This window comes from Mucilaginibacter metallidurans, assembly GCF_003286435.2.
Lineage (GTDB): Bacteria > Bacteroidota > Bacteroidia > Sphingobacteriales > Sphingobacteriaceae > Mucilaginibacter > Mucilaginibacter gossypii.
The window spans coordinates 2,594,846-2,614,318 of the sequence record NZ_CP043449.1 but is presented as its reverse complement, the minus strand read 5'-3'; the positions used below and the strand labels follow the sequence as shown (position 1 = coordinate 2,614,318).

Annotated in this window: 15 protein-coding genes; 13 read left to right on the top strand and 2 right to left on the bottom strand. The window is 41.1% G+C overall.

Translation table 11 applies throughout. The annotated features are described in order from the left end of the window. Position 1 precedes the first annotated feature (1 nt). On the bottom strand, positions 2 to 1,288 hold the full coding sequence (locus tag DIU38_RS11260; protein ID WP_112656907.1) for a DUF2851 family protein: 1,287 nt from the start codon (positions 1,286 to 1,288) through the stop codon (positions 2 to 4). A 145-nt stretch (positions 1,289 to 1,433) separates the two neighbouring features. On the opposite strand from DIU38_RS11260, the gene DIU38_RS11255 reads away from it, so the two are divergent. The 5 genes from DIU38_RS11255 (at position 1,434) to DIU38_RS11245 (ending at position 6,550) form a co-directional block, all read left to right on the top strand. Beyond that, positions 1,434 to 2,738, top strand: a complete 1,305-nt coding sequence (locus tag DIU38_RS11255; protein WP_112656905.1) for an MFS transporter — start codon at positions 1,434 to 1,436, stop codon at positions 2,736 to 2,738. A 193-nt stretch (positions 2,739 to 2,931) separates the two neighbouring features. Then, positions 2,932 to 3,996 (top strand): M20 family metallo-hydrolase, encoded by a 1,065-nt coding sequence (locus DIU38_RS11250; RefSeq protein ID WP_112656903.1) that lies wholly within the window; start codon positions 2,932 to 2,934, stop codon positions 3,994 to 3,996. A 360-nt stretch (positions 3,997 to 4,356) separates the two neighbouring features. Further along, complete coding sequence (locus DIU38_RS33500; protein ID WP_208809230.1) at positions 4,357 to 4,941, top strand: carbohydrate binding family 9 domain-containing protein; 585 nt, start codon at positions 4,357 to 4,359, stop codon at positions 4,939 to 4,941. Continuing rightward, positions 4,887 to 5,099: a hypothetical protein gene (locus tag DIU38_RS33495; protein WP_208809250.1), complete on the top strand. Its 213-nt coding sequence runs from the start codon at positions 4,887 to 4,889 to the stop codon at positions 5,097 to 5,099. Before DIU38_RS33500 ends, DIU38_RS33495 begins: the two co-directional genes overlap by 55 nt. Further along, on the top strand, positions 5,090 to 6,550 hold the full coding sequence (locus DIU38_RS11245; RefSeq protein WP_244311305.1) for a DUF5916 domain-containing protein: 1,461 nt from the start codon (positions 5,090 to 5,092) through the stop codon (positions 6,548 to 6,550). The genes DIU38_RS33495 and DIU38_RS11245 overlap by 10 nt, the downstream gene beginning before the upstream one ends. A 70-nt stretch (positions 6,551 to 6,620) precedes the next feature. Here the strand turns inward: DIU38_RS11245 and DIU38_RS11240 are convergent, their stop codons facing one another. Continuing rightward, complete coding sequence (locus tag DIU38_RS11240; RefSeq protein ID WP_112651238.1) at positions 6,621 to 8,312, bottom strand: sensor histidine kinase; 1,692 nt, start codon at positions 8,310 to 8,312, stop codon at positions 6,621 to 6,623. A 1,303-nt stretch (positions 8,313 to 9,615) separates the two neighbouring features. Here DIU38_RS11240 and DIU38_RS11235 point away from each other — a divergent pair. From DIU38_RS11235 to DIU38_RS11205, 8 genes are all read left to right on the top strand, one after another. Further along, complete coding sequence (locus DIU38_RS11235) at positions 9,616 to 10,017, top strand: sigma factor-like helix-turn-helix DNA-binding protein (RefSeq protein ID WP_149354078.1); 402 nt, start codon at positions 9,616 to 9,618, stop codon at positions 10,015 to 10,017. Between the two features lie 36 nt (positions 10,018 to 10,053). After that, positions 10,054 to 11,199 (top strand): FecR family protein, encoded by a 1,146-nt coding sequence (locus DIU38_RS11230; protein ID WP_112651247.1) that lies wholly within the window; start codon positions 10,054 to 10,056, stop codon positions 11,197 to 11,199. A gap of 240 nt (positions 11,200 to 11,439) precedes the next feature. Next, entirely contained in the window at positions 11,440 to 12,045 is a 606-nt protein-coding gene (locus DIU38_RS33970) for an STN domain-containing protein (RefSeq protein ID WP_244311287.1), read from the top strand. Between the two features lie 228 nt (positions 12,046 to 12,273). Further along, positions 12,274 to 12,441, top strand: a complete 168-nt coding sequence (locus DIU38_RS33965) for a TonB-dependent receptor plug domain-containing protein (protein ID WP_244311286.1) — start codon at positions 12,274 to 12,276, stop codon at positions 12,439 to 12,441. Positions 12,442 to 12,443: 2 nt separating this feature from the next. Beyond that, positions 12,444 to 14,948 (top strand): SusC/RagA family TonB-linked outer membrane protein, encoded by a 2,505-nt coding sequence (locus DIU38_RS11220; protein WP_244311285.1) that lies wholly within the window; start codon positions 12,444 to 12,446, stop codon positions 14,946 to 14,948. Between the two features lie 19 nt (positions 14,949 to 14,967). After that, positions 14,968 to 16,944, top strand: coding sequence for a RagB/SusD family nutrient uptake outer membrane protein (locus DIU38_RS11215; protein WP_208057848.1), 1,977 nt, complete (start codon positions 14,968 to 14,970; stop codon positions 16,942 to 16,944). A gap of 37 nt (positions 16,945 to 16,981) precedes the next feature. Then, positions 16,982 to 18,187, top strand: coding sequence for a DUF5000 domain-containing lipoprotein (locus tag DIU38_RS11210; protein WP_112651249.1), 1,206 nt, complete (start codon positions 16,982 to 16,984; stop codon positions 18,185 to 18,187). Between the two features lie 34 nt (positions 18,188 to 18,221). Then, the gene (locus tag DIU38_RS11205) at positions 18,222 to 19,466 is read left to right on the top strand and encodes a DUF4998 domain-containing protein (protein ID WP_112651344.1); all 1,245 of its coding nucleotides are present in this window, start codon (positions 18,222 to 18,224) and stop codon (positions 19,464 to 19,466) included. Positions 19,467 to 19,473: the final 7 nt, after the last annotated feature.

Here is a 19,473-nt window from a genome sequence, read left to right as displayed (position 1 = left end):
GTCAGGCCAGTTTTAGTATCTTATTACCAACGCCGCATTGCAGGCATTTCTTATAATTGCAGTAATTATTTTTTAACTCAAGCAATGCCTGTGATTCAAACGCAGTTTCAATTTTCACTCCTAAGTTAACAAAATCAGTAATAATATTGTTTTTTTCGGCCGGTAAATTTTCTAACAATTTAAGACTACGGCTAATATAATATTGCTGCTGGTGCTGCTTGCCGTAACTAAACAGGAACAAGGTCACTGTATTGAGTAGCAAAATATCAACAGAACCATCGCCCATATTTTTTGATGATGGCTTGGATTGTACATCAAACCGGTAATGATCCTCCCAGTAATCGTTTACTTTGATCTCTGTAAATAAATTACGCAGTGCTTTTACCTCTTTAATTTCTAATATTTTAGATAACAGGTGGTTTGACTGTACGATAAGTGCGGCAAATTGCGCCAGCCTGATGGTTGGAAAGTTTTGGGGCCTTAGCCGCATAAACTTCCACAGGTGGCTTTCTATAGGTTTAAGGTTGTATTTTTTACGCAGATATTCATACTCCTTTTGAAGTTTGAGGGGATAATCATCTTTAAATTCACCCTCTAAAAAGCCTGCCTGCCCAAATATCAAAGCTTCAATTTGCATCGGGCTGTTTTTGTTTTTGGCGAGGATAAGCTGAGGCAGCGATTTAGCCATCAGCTCAAACGGCAGGGCGTTTACTTTAAAACCAAAGTTTGCCGCTAAAAACTGGTAAAAAGTTTCCTCCCAATCGCCTTTATTAAGTGCCAGAGCCGCCGCCACATTTGCCGATCGTTTTTCCATCCGCTCAACCAGTACGCGGGTAAGCCAGTTTTGCATGGTGAGGGCATCCACTGTAGCGATGCCGTTTTCGCAGGGTATAAAACTCTGGTTACCGAAAACCAGCTTATGATATTTGTTATAAAGCTCTTCACTAATACGGCTTTGCAGTTCAAGTGTTGGAACTTTGCGCCCGTTTGGTAAAAACAACTGCATATCGTTACGATAAACCACGTGTAATATCACATTATCATAAGCGCCATCATTAGTATGGCCATGCTTTTGCCAGTCGGACGCGGAAAGATGTACTTCGACATTACCTGCCCAAACAGTTTCGCCAATACGGATCCTCGCATTATGAAAATCGGGACCTGAATCTGAATTGTGCAGCCCTGCCGAAAAGATTTCCAGTTTCTCACCATCTACAGTTTGAAGGTTTTCGCGCTCAAAAAGCCTGAATTTCCAGATGTAATGCAAAAAATCTTCGGTGAAAAGCATGGTTGTGGTTTGGGTGAATGGTTGAGCGTATTAGATTAGGTTGAATAAGTTTTTATTAAAGCAAATATGCCTGTTATTATATTGGTATTGCGCCTCTATTTTAAAATTCCTAATATTACGGAAACCAATAATATCTGCCAAACCTATGAATGAAATAAAATCACCAATACCCCAAACCACGGGCGGACGCATCAAGTCCATCATAGGCGGATCGCTGGGAAATTTGGTTGAATGGTATGATTGGTATGCTTACACTGCCTTTTCCCTTTATTTTTCAGATGCTTTTTTTCCTTCAGATAATCAAACCGTACAGCTTTTAAACACAGCCGGTATTTTTGCCATCGGCTTTTTAATGCGCCCTATAGGCGGTTGGGTAATGGGGACCTTTGCGGATAAACGCGGCCGTAAAACAGCGCTTACATTTTCTGTATTGCTTATGAGCGTTGGTTCATTGATTATTGCCATAACGCCCGGCTACAAAACCATCGGTGTTGCCGCGCCTATACTGCTGGTGTTGGCCCGCATTATCCAGGGCCTGAGCGTAGGAGGGGAGTATGGAACCAGCGCCACCTACCTGAGCGAAATGGCTACAAAAAAGCATCGTGGTTTTTACTCAAGCTTTCAATATGTAACGCTTATTATGGGGCAATTACTGGCGTTGGGCGTTTTAGTGTTGCTGCAAAGAGCGTTTTTATCTGAAAAACAATTGCATGACTGGGGTTGGCGCATTCCATTTGGAATCGGGGCAATACTGGCTGTCACCACTATGTATTTAAGGCGAAGCTTACAGGAATCGGCATCGTTTGATAAAGAAAGTAAAAAAGCTGATGACTTGAATGGCACTATAAAAGCTTTAGCAAAGCACCCTAAAGCTGTTTTTACGGTAATTGGATTAACCATTGGCGGTACACTGGCGTTTTACACCTTTACCACCTATATGCAAAAGTTCTTGGTTAATACGTCCGGCTTCAGTAAGAGCGCCGCTACGCTCATCTCTACCTTAACATTAGCTGTATTTATGGTGATACAACCTTTATTTGGCTTACTATCGGATAAAATTGGCCGGAAACCATTACTAATTGGTTTCGGCATATTGGGTACGCTTTGTACAATTCCTATCATGACATTGCTAAGCCATACTAAAGATGTATCGGTTGCATTCGCGCTGATCCTTTGTGCGCTGGTCATTGTAAGCGGCTATACCTCGATCAATGCTGTTGTTAAGGCCGAACTTTTTCCGGCCAATGTGCGCGCCCTGGGCGTAGGTTTCCCTTATGCAATAGCCGTATCCCTGTTTGGCGGCACTGCCGAATATATTGCCCTGTGGTTTAAAAATGAACATCATGCGCAATGGTTTTATTGGTATGTAACTGTTTGTATTGCGCTATCATTGGTTTTATATATCACCATGAATGATACCCGCAAATATTCAAAAATGGAAGAAGAGTAGTCTGAACCATAATTTACAGAATTTTAGAATTAACTGAATGTGCGCGTTAATTAATTGTTATTTAATGGTTAATTATAGATCAATGGGGCTGATATTTCTGATGTCAATTCTGCGAATTCTTGAATTCTGAAAATTCTGATCAATAAAAAGTATTAATTTTGCCCGTTCATCACAAGGGATAACCCTTAAATTTATGACTGACACAAGCAATTTATTTCAACTGGCGGTAACATTACTGCAACAACTAATATCCATCCCGTCGTTTAGTAAAGAAGAAGATCGCACAGCCGATCTGATCAACGAATTCCTGCAGTCGCATGGGGTAACCACTCATCGTAAGCTTAACAATATCTGGGCCTGGAATAAACATTTCGACCCGGCTAAAGAAACTATCCTCCTTAACTCACATCACGATACCGTTAAGCCCAATTCGGGCTATACACGCGACCCTTACGATGCCAAAATTGAAGATGGTAAATTATATGGCCTTGGCAGTAATGATGCCGGGGGCTGTCTTGTTTCACTTATAGCGGTATTTCTTTATTTTTATGATAAGGAGAACCTGAAATATAATTTCTGCCTGGCGACTACCGCTGAAGAAGAAATTTCAGGCGTAAATGGTCTGGAACTAATTATTCCCGATTTAGGCCAACTATCTTTTGGTATAGTAGGCGAGCCAACCCTGATGCAGTTGGCAATTGCCGAACGGGGTTTAATGGTGTTAGATTGCACTGCTCATGGTCGTGCCGGACATGCCGCCCGCGAAGAAGGGGAGAACGCTATCTACAAAGCATTAACAGATATTGAATGGTTCCGTACTTTTAAGTTTCCGAAAGAATCAGAAGTTTTTGGGCCGATAAAAATGTCGGTTACCATTATTAATGCTGGCTCACAACACAACGTTGTGCCTGCCAGCTGCGTGTATACCGTTGATGTGCGTGTAACTGATGCTTACCGTAATGAGGAAGTGCTGGAGATTATTCGTGAGCATGTTGCCAGCGATGTAAAACCGCGCTCTATCAGGTTAAAACCATCATCTATCCCTAAGGAACATCCCATAGTTCAGGCTGGCATAGCTCTTGGCCGTACCACCTATGGCTCACCAACAACATCCGATCAATCATTGCTGGATATCCCTTCCATAAAAGTTGGTCCCGGCGATTCCGCACGTTCACATACTGCCGATGAGTTTGTTTATGTAGATGAGATCAGGGAGGGCATTGAGTTGTACATTAAGATGCTGGAGAGTATTAATTAACATTTTAAAAATAAAAAGTTACCCATGACATGTTGTAGAATCCAGACTTAAGAACTTTTCAAACTTGGTAAGTCTTTCTTCTCTGGCTTTGTCATTGCCTTTCAAAGTCCGCAGCATTCCAAAACTAACGATGACGGCTTATAATGAAACAGCGCGCTTAACAGATCGGTTAAGCGCGCTGTTTCATTATAAGAATAAATTTAATTTACCCGATTTGAGTATATTTTACTGATTAGTAGGTGTATAGCTAATTACAGGGAGAAACCAAGCGGTAAATTATATGATACAAGGCATTTACTTTTACTAAAAAAATGTAGTTTTAAAATTCGTCAACCAATAAGTTTATATATCCTTACCTTAATGCCCTTAAAACGCTATTGCCGCCTTTCGGCAAAAACATTCTTGCTCATCATCTTATGCTGTATAACCTCCTTTTATGCATCGGCTCAAAAAAAGAACGCGGGGTATAAGTACCATATCCGCAGGGCTGCTTCGGCTATTAATATAGACGGAGTGATGAATGAGCAGGCCTGGATACAAGCTGATTCGGCGGGAGATTTTTTCATGGTGCTGCCGATGGATACCAGCAAGGCTACTGTTAAAACCGAGGTGCGGATGACCTACGATGATAAAAACCTGTACATCATAGCTATCAATTATAATTCGGTACCGGGGCCTTACATGGTTGAATCGTTAAAACGTGATTTCAGTTTTGTAAAAAATGACAACTTCCTGATCTTCATGGATCCATTTGATGCCCGCACCGATGGCTTTAGTTTTGGCGCCAACGCGGCGGGAGGGCAGTGGGACGGCAGCATGTATGAAGGCGGCAAGGTTGACCTGAGCTGGGACAACCGCTGGTATTCGGCAGTAAAAAATTATCCTGATAAATGGGTTTGGGAAGCATCCATCCATTTAAAAGTATCCGTTATAAAAAAGGTATAAAGGAATGGGGGATCAACTTTAGCCGTAATGATCTCAAGACCGCCGAAAAATCAAGCTGGACACCCATCCCACGGCAATTTCCTACTGCTTCATTGGCTTATACCGGCACGCTTGTTTGGGACGAAGCGCCCCAACAGCCAGCAGTAACGTGTCTATAATCCCATACGCGCTTACGGGTTTATCTAAAGATTATCAGCATAATACCAAAACCGAATATAAACATGAAATAGGAGGGGACGCCAAGATCTCCGTTACACCATCCCTTAACCTCGATTTAACAGTCAATCCCGATTTTTCGCAGGTTGATGTTGATCAACAGGTCATCAACCTCAACAGATACGAACTTTTCTTCCCCGAAAAACGGCAATTCTTTTTAGAAAATGGCGACCTGTTTGCCAACTTTGGTTACTCAGATATTCGCCCTTTTTTTTCTAGGCGGATAGGCCTCAACGTACCGATTGATTTTGGAGCAAGATTGACTGGTAAATTAGATAAGGATTGGCGTATAGGCGCTATGGATATTCAAACAGGCGGCTCGGGCAGCGCCCGTCAGGCTCCTGAAAACTACGGCATTATTACCCTGCAAAGACGGATCCTTGATCGCTCAAACATCGCTTTCCTGTTTGTAAATAAGGACGCTACTGCCAATATTCCCGGCACCAATACCGGATCAACTGCTTATAACCGTAACATAGGCGCCGAGTTTAACCTTGCCTCACGCAGCAATATCTGGACAGGCAAAGTACTGGCCCTTAAATCATTTACGCCAGGTGTAAGCGGGCGTGATTACGTGTTATCCGATCATTTTCAATACCTGAGCAAATACTGGACGCTTTATATGCAGGAGGAGTACGTAGGTAAAAACTACAATGCCGAAGTGGGGTATGTTCCCCGTGTTGGTTATGTTAAGTTGAGTCCGCTGTTACTCCGTAACTTTTTTCCTAAGCAGGGCAATATTCTGAGCCATGGCATCCAGCTTACCTCCAATTACTTTTTCGATGAGTCGTTTCACCGTACTGATAATGAAAGTATCCTGTCATATTTGATCACATTCCGTAACCGGGCAACACTGTCGGTGTCTGGTATAAATGATTATGTGCGCCTTCTGAAGCCTTATGATCCAACCAATATAGGTAAAGGTTTATTACCTGCCGGCTCTGAGCATAACTGGAACACTATTGACGTGCAGTTTGTATCGAAGCCGCAAAATGTGTTTACCTATTTGCTGGAAGCATCGCACGGTGGGTATTATGATAAAGGCGTTCGTAATAGCGTTACAAGTTTAATAGGCTATCGTTTTCAACCTTATGTAAATATTGCTATCAATACCTCCTTCAATGATTTAAGGTTGCCGCAGCCATTTGGCCATAATACGTTCTGGCTGGTAGGGCCAAAAATTGATGTTACCTTCACCAATAGCTTGTATTTTACCACCTATATACAATATAATGAGCAGGTGGATAATATCAACATTAATACCCGCCTGCAATGGCGCTATAAACCTGCTTCCGACCTGTTTATTGTTTATGGCGATAATACCACGCCATCACCGTATACAGTAAAAAACAGACAGTTAACGTTAAAATGGACGTACTGGTGTAACTTATAATTAGCTGGAGAATGAACAGCTTTTTAAGATTCTGGGTATTTGCATCAAATTTTAAGTAAAACGTCGGCAGTTAGTCTATTCCATACTTTTCGTAAGGGATCTCAAAGCTAAAAGTGCTTCCTTTACCTGCATCACTTTTCACACTGATTTTTCCTTTTTGCAACTCGAGCAACTGCTTGCAGATGTACAAACCAAGCCCGGTACCAGTATTGCCTTTGGCCGAATTGGTTTGATAATACTTGGAGAACAGGTTAACCTGCTGCTCCTGGCTGATACCTGCCCCTGTATCAGTAATATCAATTGTTAATTCGCCTTTACTATCCGCAAATTTAAGGGTTGCAATGATCTTTATGCTGCCGGTATCTGTATATTTAATGGCATTACTAATGAGGTTCACCATGATCTGTTTAAGCCTGAAGCTGTCGCCCAAAACTTCAGCGTCAGGGTCGCCTTCAAAATGATAGTTTAACCCCAGTTGTTTTTTATCGGCGCTGAATGCCATACTTTCGATAACCTCTTTCAATGTTTTATCAGGGCAAAAGGGGTCTTGATGGATTTTTAGTTCACTGCTTTCCATTTTGGCAGCATCAAGTGTATCGTTGAGTGTTTGTAACAACAGGTCGGATGATGCTCTCACAGTACCCAACATTTCCGCCTGTTTGGGTGTGAGTGTCGTTCTGCTGAAAATGTATAGAAAACCATTTATTGATGTAAGTGGATTGCGGATTTCATGGCTCATATGCAGCAGCAAGTCCATTTTTTGCCGGGCTATCATTACTGCGCGCTCGTTCTCCTTAAGTAAAAGTTCTTCAGATTTCCCCAGTTTAATAACAAACACGATCAGCAATATGGCAAAAGCCAAAAGCAGCAATAGCGTAATCAGGTAAAGTTTATTCAGTAAGCTTGTAGTTTCAAGATAGCTATTAAAAGCCAAACCCTTAAAGGCGTCGGTCATGCTGTAGTTGATATCTTTAATAGCCGCAATTAGTTGCTCCATTTTATGAGTAATACGCATATTAAGCATAATGAGCTGCCGTTGTGTTTCCTGTAATTTTAAGTTGCTCTGTTCTAGCTGTTTGAGTTTGTTGAGATAGGCGTATTTATCTTTAGTTCGGAGCTTTTGAGTAACCGAATCTATGTAAACGCGTGTTTGATGATTAATGACAACATTACCGGTGCCGGTTGCATAGGCATTTTTATTTTTTATAGCCTCTTTGATCCTTGCAAAAAAACCTTTCCTTTTTACGGTTCCTGGTTGAGTTAAAGTGTCGCTGCTGTTTTGCACCGTTCGGCTGCTTTTAACTGCCAACCTATTTTGAGTTGTTGCCGTATTGAGGTCTGAATAAGTGGTTAACAGGGAGTCAAAGTCGCGCCGGGCGGAGAAGAGTTCGGCGGATAACTTTACCTTTTGAGTGTGCCATGTGCGGAGCTGCGCACGTTGTGCTGTGTTAAGCCTGGTTGTATCATGCTGCATATTAAGCAGCGTGTCAATTTCGGCAAAAGCCATTGAAAGTTTATCCTGATAGGCCTGAGCTTTAGCAGTACTGGCATCTACAAGCGATGACTGAAACAGATCTTCGGCCTCATGGAGTAATAATAACGCCTGCTGCGGCCTGGAGTTGTTAAGATCCATAAGGTGCGACACCTGGGCCGTATGCGCCAATCTTTCGGTGATCTTGTCCCTCACGAAAAGGGCGGCGATGACTAAAATTATTGTAAATGCTAAAAAAGCAAGCAGGATTTTCCTTGATAAAACGTTCATATATTTATTTTCATCAGTATGCCGGACTTTATTAATTTAAAATCGATTCCGACGTTCCCAATGGTTTTGAAGAACAATGATAATGATAAAAATAATAGAATCATTCAGCGATTGCTACCTTTGATTGTCAGGTTTCTTTAAGGCAGGGTTAAACATGTAACTTATACTTTATCAGGTGATTTTCGCCTGGGTTAAATGTTGTGGGTGTTATGGAAATGGAAGCTTTTATTTTAACCAAAAGTTATGTGGCAGAAAAAATAGCTTGAGATGAAAAACAACGGGCCGGTTAAAAAAATACAATTACGTAGTTAAAGATTTAATACCTGTCAATATTGGTGATAGCGCAATTAAAATTCATCAAACGTTGTGCGACTGTCTGTAAATGGAGAACTATAAAGATTTATAATTAAAAGCTTATAATCAACGATGAAAGTCCATTCTGATGTTTGATTTTTTTTATGGGTAACCAGGTCTTCGCAGCCGAACGCATAATCTATATCTAATACTATTCGGAAACTTCCCTGGCCTGTGTTCTGATCAAATTTGATCCGGTCAAAATTTAAGCTGACCACTTCCGGCGAGCCTCAGGTCTGAATTCACGTTCAAGGGCATACTTAAGCTGTTCGTAGTTTGCTGAAAGAGGCTCAAATATTGTATTCAAAAAATTCAATAAGCTGGCAGGTTCATCCTTTAACTCATCGAGCTGCCCTTTGTGAAGTTTAATTTGCAAGCTGTTTATCATCAAAACAAAATTAAAAACAAAGCCGGATTAAATGAAATGCGAAATAGAACGAGTGTTTGTGCTCATTTTGTAAAAAAAGAGCCGGATGAATTTTTGATGCTGAACTGGATATTCTAAGTTAAAAAGAATAAAAAGGGAATGCCTTATTTTCATTTTTTAATTGTTTTTATTACATTAATTACTGAATGAAATCGATTGCTTTTGAATATTTTTTAAAACCAAGGTATATCCGTTTCTTACGATGTATCAAGAATGTCTCCGCTATAATTAAATGGCCGGTTTAGTAAAAAGGCTTGTTACAGATCCTGTTTTTGAGTAAAGTGACAATTTTTAATATTTTTTTAATAATTGTTGTTTTGACAATAAAAGTTTTTACATTTAGCTTTCTATAGTAGCCCAACCTATTTAGTTATAAACCAGTTAAGACCAATTCATGGAGATTTTGAACGATGCTTATATTATTGAGCAATTAAAATTGGGGAACAAGGAGGCCTTTGAAGCAGTATTTAAAAATACTATAAGCTACTTAACGTATCGGCCTTTTATATTTTACGGGATGAAATGGAAGCTGAAGACACCGTTCAGGGTTTTTTTGTCGATCTTTGGGAAAGACAATTATATACCAATATTAATTCGTCATTAAAAGCTTATTTAACTACAGCAATCCGTAACAGATGCCTCAAAAAAGTTGAAAGCGAAACACGAACGCAAAAAAAATTGGTAGATTATAAATATACACTTACCGAAATAGAGGAGGAAGAAACACCTGTACCAGAAATTTATCCTGAAAAAGTGCTGGCTGATTTGTCGATACAGCGGATGCAGGCTTTTACCCTGGTGCATTATGAGCATAAAAAGTATAAAGATGCGGCCCTTGAAATGGGTATTAGTATAAATTCTTTGAAAACTCATTTGAAACTGGCAATAAAAACTTTAAAAGAAGGGTTAAAAAGTGCCAAATAAGTTCACCCTTTTATCCATAATGAGGTCTTATATATAATGACATACAATAAAGCGTATTTTCAGGAACTGATAATTGAGCAAATTGCAGGCGTAATAAGTGAGGAAGACAGTCATTTGCTTGAACAGGCTATACAAAACGATCCCCGGATTAAACAACTGTGGGATGAAATGCAACAGGTACTTACTTCAGATAAAGCTCAAACCTTCTTTAATAATATTGATGAAAATAAAGCCTGGAATACAATCCAGCCCGAAATAAAGCCGGTACGATTGATCAGGCCTGGCTGGGCAGGCGCAATAAAATGGCTTTCTATAGCGGCATTATTATGTGTCGCTTTTACTGCCGGATATTATTGGCGGCAAATACCTGTTAATAATCTTGTTGCTGCAAAAAAAAATCTTAAAACGCCGTCCATTGAGTTACGGCTGGCAAACGGGCAGCATATCAACCTGTCTGATACCAGCAAAAAGGTGATTAATATGTCGTTTGCTCATTTAAAGAAAGGTGTTAACGGTTTAAGTTATCAGGTAGATAATAGTAAAAATGAGGAGTGGAGCACACTCGTTATTCCTTCAAAATTAAACTACCGGATAGTACTTTCAGACGGTACACAGGTTTGGTTAAATTCGGTATCGAGTCTGCGCTTCCCGTTTTCATTTTTAGGCAAAACCAGAGAAGTGTATTTAACAGGCGAAGCTTTTTTTAAAGTTGCAAAAAATGCTGCTCACCCCTTTATAGTTCATACAGGCCAAACTGATGTAAAAGTTTTAGGTACGGAGTTTAATGTAAATACTTATCATGCCGATGAAACAGTAACCTCGTTGGTTGAAGGCTCGGTATCAACAAGCGGCCAGGATAAGCAAAAAATGCTTTTACAACCTGGCTACCAGTCTGTTTATACGCCGGGTTCCGGGTTCCGCTCCCAACTATTTGATCCTGCTGTTGAACTGGCCTGGATGAATGATATTTATTATTTCCATAACATTAAACTTCACGATATAAGCGATGTACTGCTCCGCTGGTTTGATGTAAAAGTAGTTTTTGACGATCCTGCGAAAGCTGATGAAGCATTTAGTGGCGCTATTCAAAAAAACAAGCCAATTGAAGTTTTCATTCAAAATATTAAAGCATCTGCAGGAGTTTCGGCCCTTTTAAAAGAAGGGGTTTTACACATCAGGTAAGAAAACGCCGCGGTTAAACTACAACTTGTTTCCTGGTTATTTAATGCCTGGCCCTTAAGCGCCATGGGAGTCATTTGCCCTTGTTTGTCAAATGGGTAGCATTAGTAATGCATTGAAATAGCGTTGATTAACAATGTTTGTTTTTCATTGTAATAAAAAAAATACAATTTTTCTTGTTTCCGTTCACCCGTTTTAGCAGGAACAGGTCTTAGAGAAAACCAAATCGTAAACCCAATAAATATGGAGAGAATTCTATTCAGCCGGCGGCTTATACTGCCCTTTATTTTTCTTTTATTGGTAACCCGGTATAGCGCTGTACAAGCGCAGGGTACCGGACCAATAACACTTAAAAAGGCTAACATCAGTTTGGCCGAAGTATTTAAATCAATCAAAAAGCAAACGGGCCTAACCGTTTTTTACAGTAACACTCTTTTGAATGACAAAGAATTGGTTACCGTAGATTTTAAAAACGCTGAACTGAAAGAAGTGTTCGGCGTTCTTTTGAAAGGAAAAAACCTGAGTTATGTAGTGCGCGACCAACTCATTGTTATTGAAAAGAGTGAACCCGCGCCCGTTGTAAACCCTGCCAAAAAAGAACCTGCAGGAGCCGTCGTTCCTAAAAAAGTGCAGGGAGTTGTTTCTGATGACAAGGGCCTTACTTTACCAGGTGTAAGTGTTAAGGTTAAGGGAACCATGAACGGCACACAGTCAGACATGGATGGAAAGTACACTCTCAATTTAAAGGAAGGCGGAAGTTCAATCATTGTATTTTCATTTGTGGGATCAAAATCGCAGGAATTTGATCTTGCAAATTATTCCCATCGGCAGGCGGCGTTTATAAAATAAATGTGCAAATGGGCGCTGATAAAAATGGCCTTGAAGAGGTTACCGTAGTTGCCTACGGTACGCAAAAAAAGGCGAGCCTTGTTAGTTCGATTACCTCTATAAACCTAAACAGCTCAAAGGTCCGTCAAGTAACCTTACCACCATGTTGGCAGGCGTTGTACCGGGGATGATCTCTTATCAAAGAAGTGGTGAACCGGGTGCTGATAATGCCAGTTCTTTATCAGGGGCGTGGGTACGTTTGGAGCTGGTAAGGTTGATCCGCTGATATTGATCGATGGCATTGAAATGGGCACAACCGATCTGGCAAGGCTTCAGCCGGATGACATATCGGGCTTTTCGGTACTGAAGGACGCTACAGCCTCATCACTATATGGCGCAAGGGGGCAAACGGTGTAATATTGGTAACCACTAAGCGTGGTGAAACAGGGGCTGTAAAATTCAATATCCGGGGTGAAAATTCAACATCATCAAACGTCAAGAATATTGATCTGGCCGATAATATTAGTTACATGACATTGGCTAATGAAGCAGTACTTACCCGTAATCCGCTGGGCATCTTGCCTTATTCTCAAAATAAAATAGATCATACTGCAAAAGGTGATGACCCGCTGTTATATCCCAGTAATAATTGGATCAAGCAGTTGATCAAAACCAAAACCAATAACCAACGGTTTAATATGAACGCCAGCGGCGGGTCAGAAAAAGCTAAGTACTATCTGGCCATGACCTATAATATTGATAATGGCAACCTGGCCGAGAACAGCCTTAACAATTTCAGCAACAACATTAAGCTGCAATCATATTCTCTTTTATCAAATACAACTTTAAACCTTACTAAAACCACAGAGGCGGTGGTGAGCTTAAAAGGTCAGTTTGATAGTTATCATGGCCCTATCGGCGGCGGCGGTTACACTTTTTTAAATGCCCTTTGGAGTAATCCTGTAGCTTTTCCGGCAATTTATCCGGGTAATTTGCTGCCATATGTAAACCACCCGCTTTTCGGTAATGCCATTATACCCGGTGGCGGTTTGTATATGAATCCATATGCGCAATCCCTGTCTGGTTTCCAAAGCTCAAATACCAGCACACTGACAGCGCAATTAAGCTTAAGTCAAAAGCTTGATTTTATAACGCAGGGTTTATCGGCAAGGGCAATGGCGTATACTACGCGTTATTCATACTTCACTGTTTCGCGTCAGTATAGCCCTTATTATTACCAATCGGATGTAGTTAACGGAACTTTTAATGGGTTAACGCTACTTAATAACGGATTGGCAGGCAGCAGCGTTGGCAATACGCCAACCGAATATTTGACTTATAATCAAGATCCGGCGTTAAATGTTTCTAATTCCATAGCTTACATTGAAACGGCGGTAACCTATAACCGCACCTTTGCCCAAAAACACGCTGTTAGCGGGTTACTGATCGGGACTATGCGTAACTATCTTACAGGTAATGCCAAAACATTACAATTATCATTGCCGTCACGTAATCAAGGGGTGTCGGGCAGGTTTACCTATGGTTATGATAACCGCTACCTATTTGAGTTTAACTTTGGTTACAATGGGTCTGAGCGTTTTGCAAGTAATCACCGTTTTGGTTTTTTCCCGTCTGTGGGTGCAGGTTGGGTAGTATCTAACGAGAAGTTTTTTGAGCCATTGCTTTCAACTATCGATAACCTTAAATTCAGGGTTACCTATGGTTTAGTGGGTAACGATCAGATAGGAAAGCCGGAAGATCGTTTTTTCTACCTGTCTGATGTTAACTTAAATAATGGCGCCTATGGCCAGTTTGGTACCAACTACCTGTATAGCAGGCCGGGCGTGGTTACCAATCGTTATGAAAATCAAAATATCACCTGGGAGCAATCAAGGCAAACTAACATCGGTATGGATTTAACTGTGGCCAAAAACTTCACATTAACAGTTGATGCCTACCAACAAAAACGTGATAATATTTTAATGGTACGCAGCACCATCCCAACCTCTATGGGTTTACAGGCTGATATATCTTCAAACGCAGGTAAATCATCCAGTAAAGGGGTGGACATTGCTATGGATTACAAGAAAAACTTTAATAACTCTTTCTGGATCCAATCGCGCGGTACGCTTACTTATGCTAAGAGCAAGCTGTTAAAAAATGAAGAACCTGTTTACCCAAATAACCTTCAATACCTGAGCAAAGTAGGTAATTCCTTAAGCCAGATATATGGACTTATAGCCGAGCGGTTATTTATTGATAATGTAGAGGTAGCCAACTCGCCCGTCCAAAGCTTTGGCGACTACAAAGCCGGCGATATTAAATACCGCGACATGAATGGCGATGGAAAAATAACCAGTTCAGATATAGTGCCGATAGGGTATCCGCAAGTGCCGGAAATCATCTACGGTTTCGGTTTTTCTGTTGGGTATAAAAACTTCGATATCAGCGCGTTTTTCCAGGGCTCGGCAAGATCTTCTTTCGTCATCAATTCAGCAGATATTTCTCCTTTTTATTTAGTGAGCGGCAGGCAGGATAACGGTCTTAACACCGGTAACCAAAGCGGCTTGTTAAAATCAATTGCCGATGATCACTGGTCTGAAGATAATCGCAACCCTTACGCGTTTTGGCCACGCTTAAGTAATACCATACAAGCCAACAACAGCGCAACCCCAAATTCTCCAACATCAACATGGTGGTTAAGAAATGGTTCGTTCCTGCGCCTGAAGTCGGCAGAACTTGGATACAATTTCAATAAGAGTCAACTCAAGTTTATCCATTTGAATAGCGCACGTATCTATCTAAACGGCTTAAACCTGTTAACCTTCAGCAGCTTCAAGCTTTGGGATCCCGAAATGGGAACCTCAGGATTGGGTTACCCGATTCAAAAAGTATTTAACGTGGGCCTGCGGGTAGAATTTTAAAAGCTTTCAAATTAATTATATGAAAAGTAATTTTATACAAAAAATTAAGCAATCGGTATTAAGTCAAACACCAAAGAGGAATATCTCCATGGTAATAATGATCTTAATAATGATTGCGCCGGTAACATCCTGTAAAAAATCATTTTTGGATGTTGTCCCTGATAACGTATCAACAATAGCCAACGCCTTTGTTTCACAAACCGAGGCCGAAAAGTATTTATTTACCTGCTACTCATACCTGCCAACGGAAACAGATCCTACTTATAACGTTGGGCTTACCGCCGGTGATGAAGTTTGGGTGGAAGACCCTGCAAATCACATACGGTCAACAAACGTACTGCAACTGCCCAGAGGGTTCCAAAACTCGTCTGACCCTATAGCCAATTATATGAATGGTACCAGAGACGCGGCTGCGAATTATAAGGCTATACGGGATTGTAATGTTTTTATTGAAAATGTAAGCGACAAAAGCAAGGTGCTGGATTTGGATATTGACACACGTGAGCGTTGGATAGCGGAAGCCCAATTTTTAAAGGCTTTTTATCATTTTCAACTTTTCAGGGCTTATGGGCCAATACCCATTATCGATAAAAATCTGCCCATTGACGCGTCCATCGACGATATACGGGTAAAACGCAGGCCGGTTGATGAAGTAGTAAATTATATAGCCGGATTATATGATCAGGCTGCTGCAAAACTACCTTTAACAATCAGGAATGAAGGAAGTGAACTGGGGCGTGTTACCAAGGCGGCTGCTTTGAGTATGAAAGCCAAATTGCTGGTAACGGCGGCAAGCCCGTTGTTTAATGGCAACCCGGATTATAATTCATTCAAGAATAAGGATGGCGAGCAGTTGTTTAACCCTACTTTTAGTGTCGAAAAATGGCAGCGCGCTGCCGATGCCTGCAAAGCAGCCATTGATTTTTGCGAATCCCAAAATATACGCCTTTATACGTTTCCTACACCTACTAATCCCCTTAGTCAAACTACTATGACTCAAATGGGCATCAGAAACGCGATGAGCGAAAAGTGGAATGAAGAACTGATATGGGGGCTAACTGCCAATAATAACATCAACTATAATTCATTCTTCCAGTCGATGTGCGCCGGGCAATATGATTTTAACAATGCCGATGCAGCAAAGTCAGCCAATCGCCCGTTACTTGGCCCTACCTTAAAAATGGCTAAGATGTTCTACACTAAAAACGGGGTGCCGATTAACGAAGATAAAACTCTTGATTTTAGTGATATAGCCCAGTTAAGAGTTGGTACTCATGATGAGCGTTTTAACATCAAAGAAGGGGAAACAACTGCAAGGCTTAATTTTGACAGGGAACCGCGCTACTATGCCGATCTGGGATTTGACCGCGGTGTTTGGTATATGGCCAACAGCCCAACTAAAACCGATGAAGATACCTGGTGGATGAAGGCCCGTGGTGCTGAAGTAGGCCAATCTTCACCTATACCAATTGCTGGTTTTTATATGAAAAAAGCCCTTAACTGGCACTACGAATGGGCAACGGTTACCTATATCAATTACCCTTGGCCCGAAATGCGTTTGTCTGATCTGTATTTGCTTTATTCAGAGGCATTAAATGAAGCTCAGGGGCCTGTAGCTGATGTATATACCTACGTAAACCGCGTAAGGGCGCGTGCCGGCCTGCCTACGGTTCAGGATGCCTGGACTAATTACAGTATTAATCCAACCAAATATACTACGAAAGAAGGAATGCGGTCGATTATACAGCGGGAACGCAGCCTTGAACTTTGTTTTGAAGGCCACCGGTTTTGGGACCTTTTACGCTGGAAAACAGCCGGTGTTGAACTTAATGGAAACGTAACAGGATGGACAATAAGCGAAAATTCACCTCAGTTGTATTATCGCGAACGGTTGATTTTTTCGCGGCATTTTGTGATTCCGCGCGATTACTTATGGCCGATAAAAGAAAGCGATTTACTGGTTAACCAAAACCTGGTTCAAAACCCTAACTGGTAGATATAGCGACAATATGTTTAACAATAAAAACATTCACATGGAAACAATGAAATTACGGGCTGCTTTCTTGATCGGGTTGTTAGCGATAATAATAACGGGCTGTAAGCAGGAAACACTTAATAAACCTACTATAACTAATAACAACCCGCCTGGAGTTGTTACCAACGTGCAGGTACAAAACGAAAACGGTAAAGCCAGTTTGACTTATACGTTACCCGGAGATAATGATCTGTTTTACGTAAAAGCAGTTTACGAAACCTCTCCGGGTAAAACACGCGAGGTAATTGCATCACGCTACACCAATACATTAACTGTTGATGGATTTGGCGATACTCTGGCACATGTGATAAAACTTTACGCAGTAAATTCAAGCGAAAAGGTTTCGGCACCTGTTAGTGTCACAGCAAACCCTTTAACGCCACCGTATCTCCTTGCTTACCGATCACTTAAAATAACTGCTACTTTCGGTGGTTTTAACATTGCTTGTGATAACCTTACCCAGGATAACCTGGTTATAGTGCCAATGGTTGATACAGCTAACAATGGTTTATATGTGCAGCCAAAGGGTATGGATAATGTTTACAGTAACAGCATCTCAATAAAAGCTGCTGTAAGAGGTCAGCCGGCTATTGAGCGTAAGTACGCATTCTTTGTAAGGGATAGATTTTTAAATAAATCCGACACTTTATTTTTAAATCTTACGCCTTTTTATGAGGAGCAGTTTTCAAAATCGGATTGGTCGGTTTACAAGCTGCCAGGCGACGCAACCAACTTGTATTCATATACCGATGTAACCAAAATTTTTGATGGAAACTTTACCGGCGGTTGGCCAAATTGCCTCTTCACGGTTGAAAGTGCCGGAAGCCCGCAAATGGTAACAATCGATCTTGGTAAACAAAGGGTATTCAGCCGCTTTATTCTCAATCCATTCATCGAGATCGGTAATGTATATTATGTAAGGGGTAATTTGCGTGATTTTGAAATATGGGGGTCAAATTCGCCAAATGTGAATGGTGCGCTGGATGCTTCATGGACGAAATTGTTAACCTGTAACATAGTAAAACCATCTGGTTCACCTTCAGGTACGGAAACAGCTGCTGATTACAAATACGCACATGACGGATGGGGCTTTGATTTTCCGGCCGGATTAAGTGCTTACAGATACATCAGGATCAGGAGCTTGCGTAATTGGACAGGATCGTACTTTATGAGTATCAGTGAATTTACCATGTTTGGAAAGTAACAAGGCCGATGCATTTATCAATTTAATTACAATTATGAAACTATATAAAATAACATTATGCTATCTTTTAGTGCTGGCCGCTTTCACCATGAGCGCCTGTACGAAAATGGATGATTATAAAAAGAAATATGAGCCCAATGGGGCAATTATATATCCGGGCAAACTGGATTCCGTTCAGGTGTTTTCTGGCAGGAACCGTGTTTTGCTAACTGGTCTGTTTACATCTGATCCTAAAATTGTGAAATACCGGGTATACTGGAACAGTAAACAGGATTCGATAGAAACGCCGGTAACCCGTACATCCGGGGTTGATACGGCTAAATTGTTCATACCCAATTTACCTGAAGGTACAATGACCTTCGAGGTCCGCACTTTTGATAACGGGGGGCATATTTCCGTTCCGGTTACGTTGGCTGCCAATGTATATGGTAATCTTTACCAAAGTTCACTTATCAACAGAGGTATAATCGCGGTCAAATTACAAACAGATGGCTCAGCGTTAATTAACTGGGCTGACGTGAATGCTGATGACGGATTGGTTTCAATGGAACTAAAATACACAGACGCTGCCAACAAACAACGCGATACAGTGATTGTATCGCAGCCAACTGGTTTAAGCACATCTCTGCCTAAATTTAATGCTGGAAAAACGCTTAGTTACCGCACAGGTTTTAAACCCAATAAAACGGCCATAGATACTTTTTATGCAGATTACGTAGATCAGAAAGTAATCGATGTAACTAATGCTTACCTCTTAAACACAGGGCCTTTTCAAAGAAACACCTTTGATGGCCGTTGGGGAACCCTCGCTGCGCCCTGGATAACCAATGCGGCGGCCAAAAATAAAGATGGCGGTACCAATGGGGGCTATAGTTCTGATGGCGGTGGTACCATTAACTGGGAAACATGGAATAATACCCCGGTAGTAAACGGTATCGTATATCAGGTTACTTCTTCGCAGCTATCGGCAGGAAGTTATACTGTGTCATTTGATGCCTATTCGGAAGTGCAATCAAATTCATCGGTTTATTGTGTGGCAGCTGCCGGAGGGAACGGCATCCCGATACTCGCAAACCTTTCAACAGCGCTGGGATCTGTAAAGATGTATAACGGTGCAAATGTAGGTACAACCAGTCCGAATTCAAGAGACGTAAAAACCTTCACCTTTACAATCTCTTCACCGCAGGTGGTGTCCATAGGATTTGTGGGTAATCTGGTCGGTAATGGAAACCCAGGCAATTATTTTACGGTGTTTAATATTAAACTGTTTAAAAATTAAAAGTGAT

Bases quoted from the DNA above. Each gene is read 5' to 3' on its own strand.
- DIU38_RS11260 (WP_112656907.1), bottom strand. From the start codon at position 1,288: ATGCTTTTCACCGAAGATTTTTTGCATTACATCTGGAAATTCAGGCTT.
- DIU38_RS11255 (WP_112656905.1), top strand. From the start codon at position 1,434: ATGAATGAAATAAAATCACCAATACCCCAAACCACGGGCGGACGCATC.
- DIU38_RS11250 (WP_112656903.1), top strand. From the start codon at position 2,932: ATGACTGACACAAGCAATTTATTTCAACTGGCGGTAACATTACTGCAA.
- DIU38_RS33500 (WP_208809230.1), top strand. From the start codon at position 4,357: ATGCCCTTAAAACGCTATTGCCGCCTTTCGGCAAAAACATTCTTGCTC.
- DIU38_RS33495 (WP_208809250.1), top strand. From the start codon at position 4,887: ATGGGTTTGGGAAGCATCCATCCATTTAAAAGTATCCGTTATAAAAAA.
- DIU38_RS11240 (WP_112651238.1), bottom strand. From the start codon at position 8,312: ATGAACGTTTTATCAAGGAAAATCCTGCTTGCTTTTTTAGCATTTACA.
- DIU38_RS11235 (WP_149354078.1), top strand. From the start codon at position 9,616: ATGGAAGCTGAAGACACCGTTCAGGGTTTTTTTGTCGATCTTTGGGAA.
- DIU38_RS11230 (WP_112651247.1), top strand. From the start codon at position 10,054: ATGACATACAATAAAGCGTATTTTCAGGAACTGATAATTGAGCAAATT.
- DIU38_RS33970 (WP_244311287.1), top strand. From the start codon at position 11,440: ATGGAGAGAATTCTATTCAGCCGGCGGCTTATACTGCCCTTTATTTTT.
- DIU38_RS11215 (WP_208057848.1), top strand. From the start codon at position 14,968: ATGAAAAGTAATTTTATACAAAAAATTAAGCAATCGGTATTAAGTCAA.
- DIU38_RS11210 (WP_112651249.1), top strand. From the start codon at position 16,982: ATGGAAACAATGAAATTACGGGCTGCTTTCTTGATCGGGTTGTTAGCG.
- DIU38_RS11205 (WP_112651344.1), top strand. From the start codon at position 18,222: ATGAAACTATATAAAATAACATTATGCTATCTTTTAGTGCTGGCCGCT.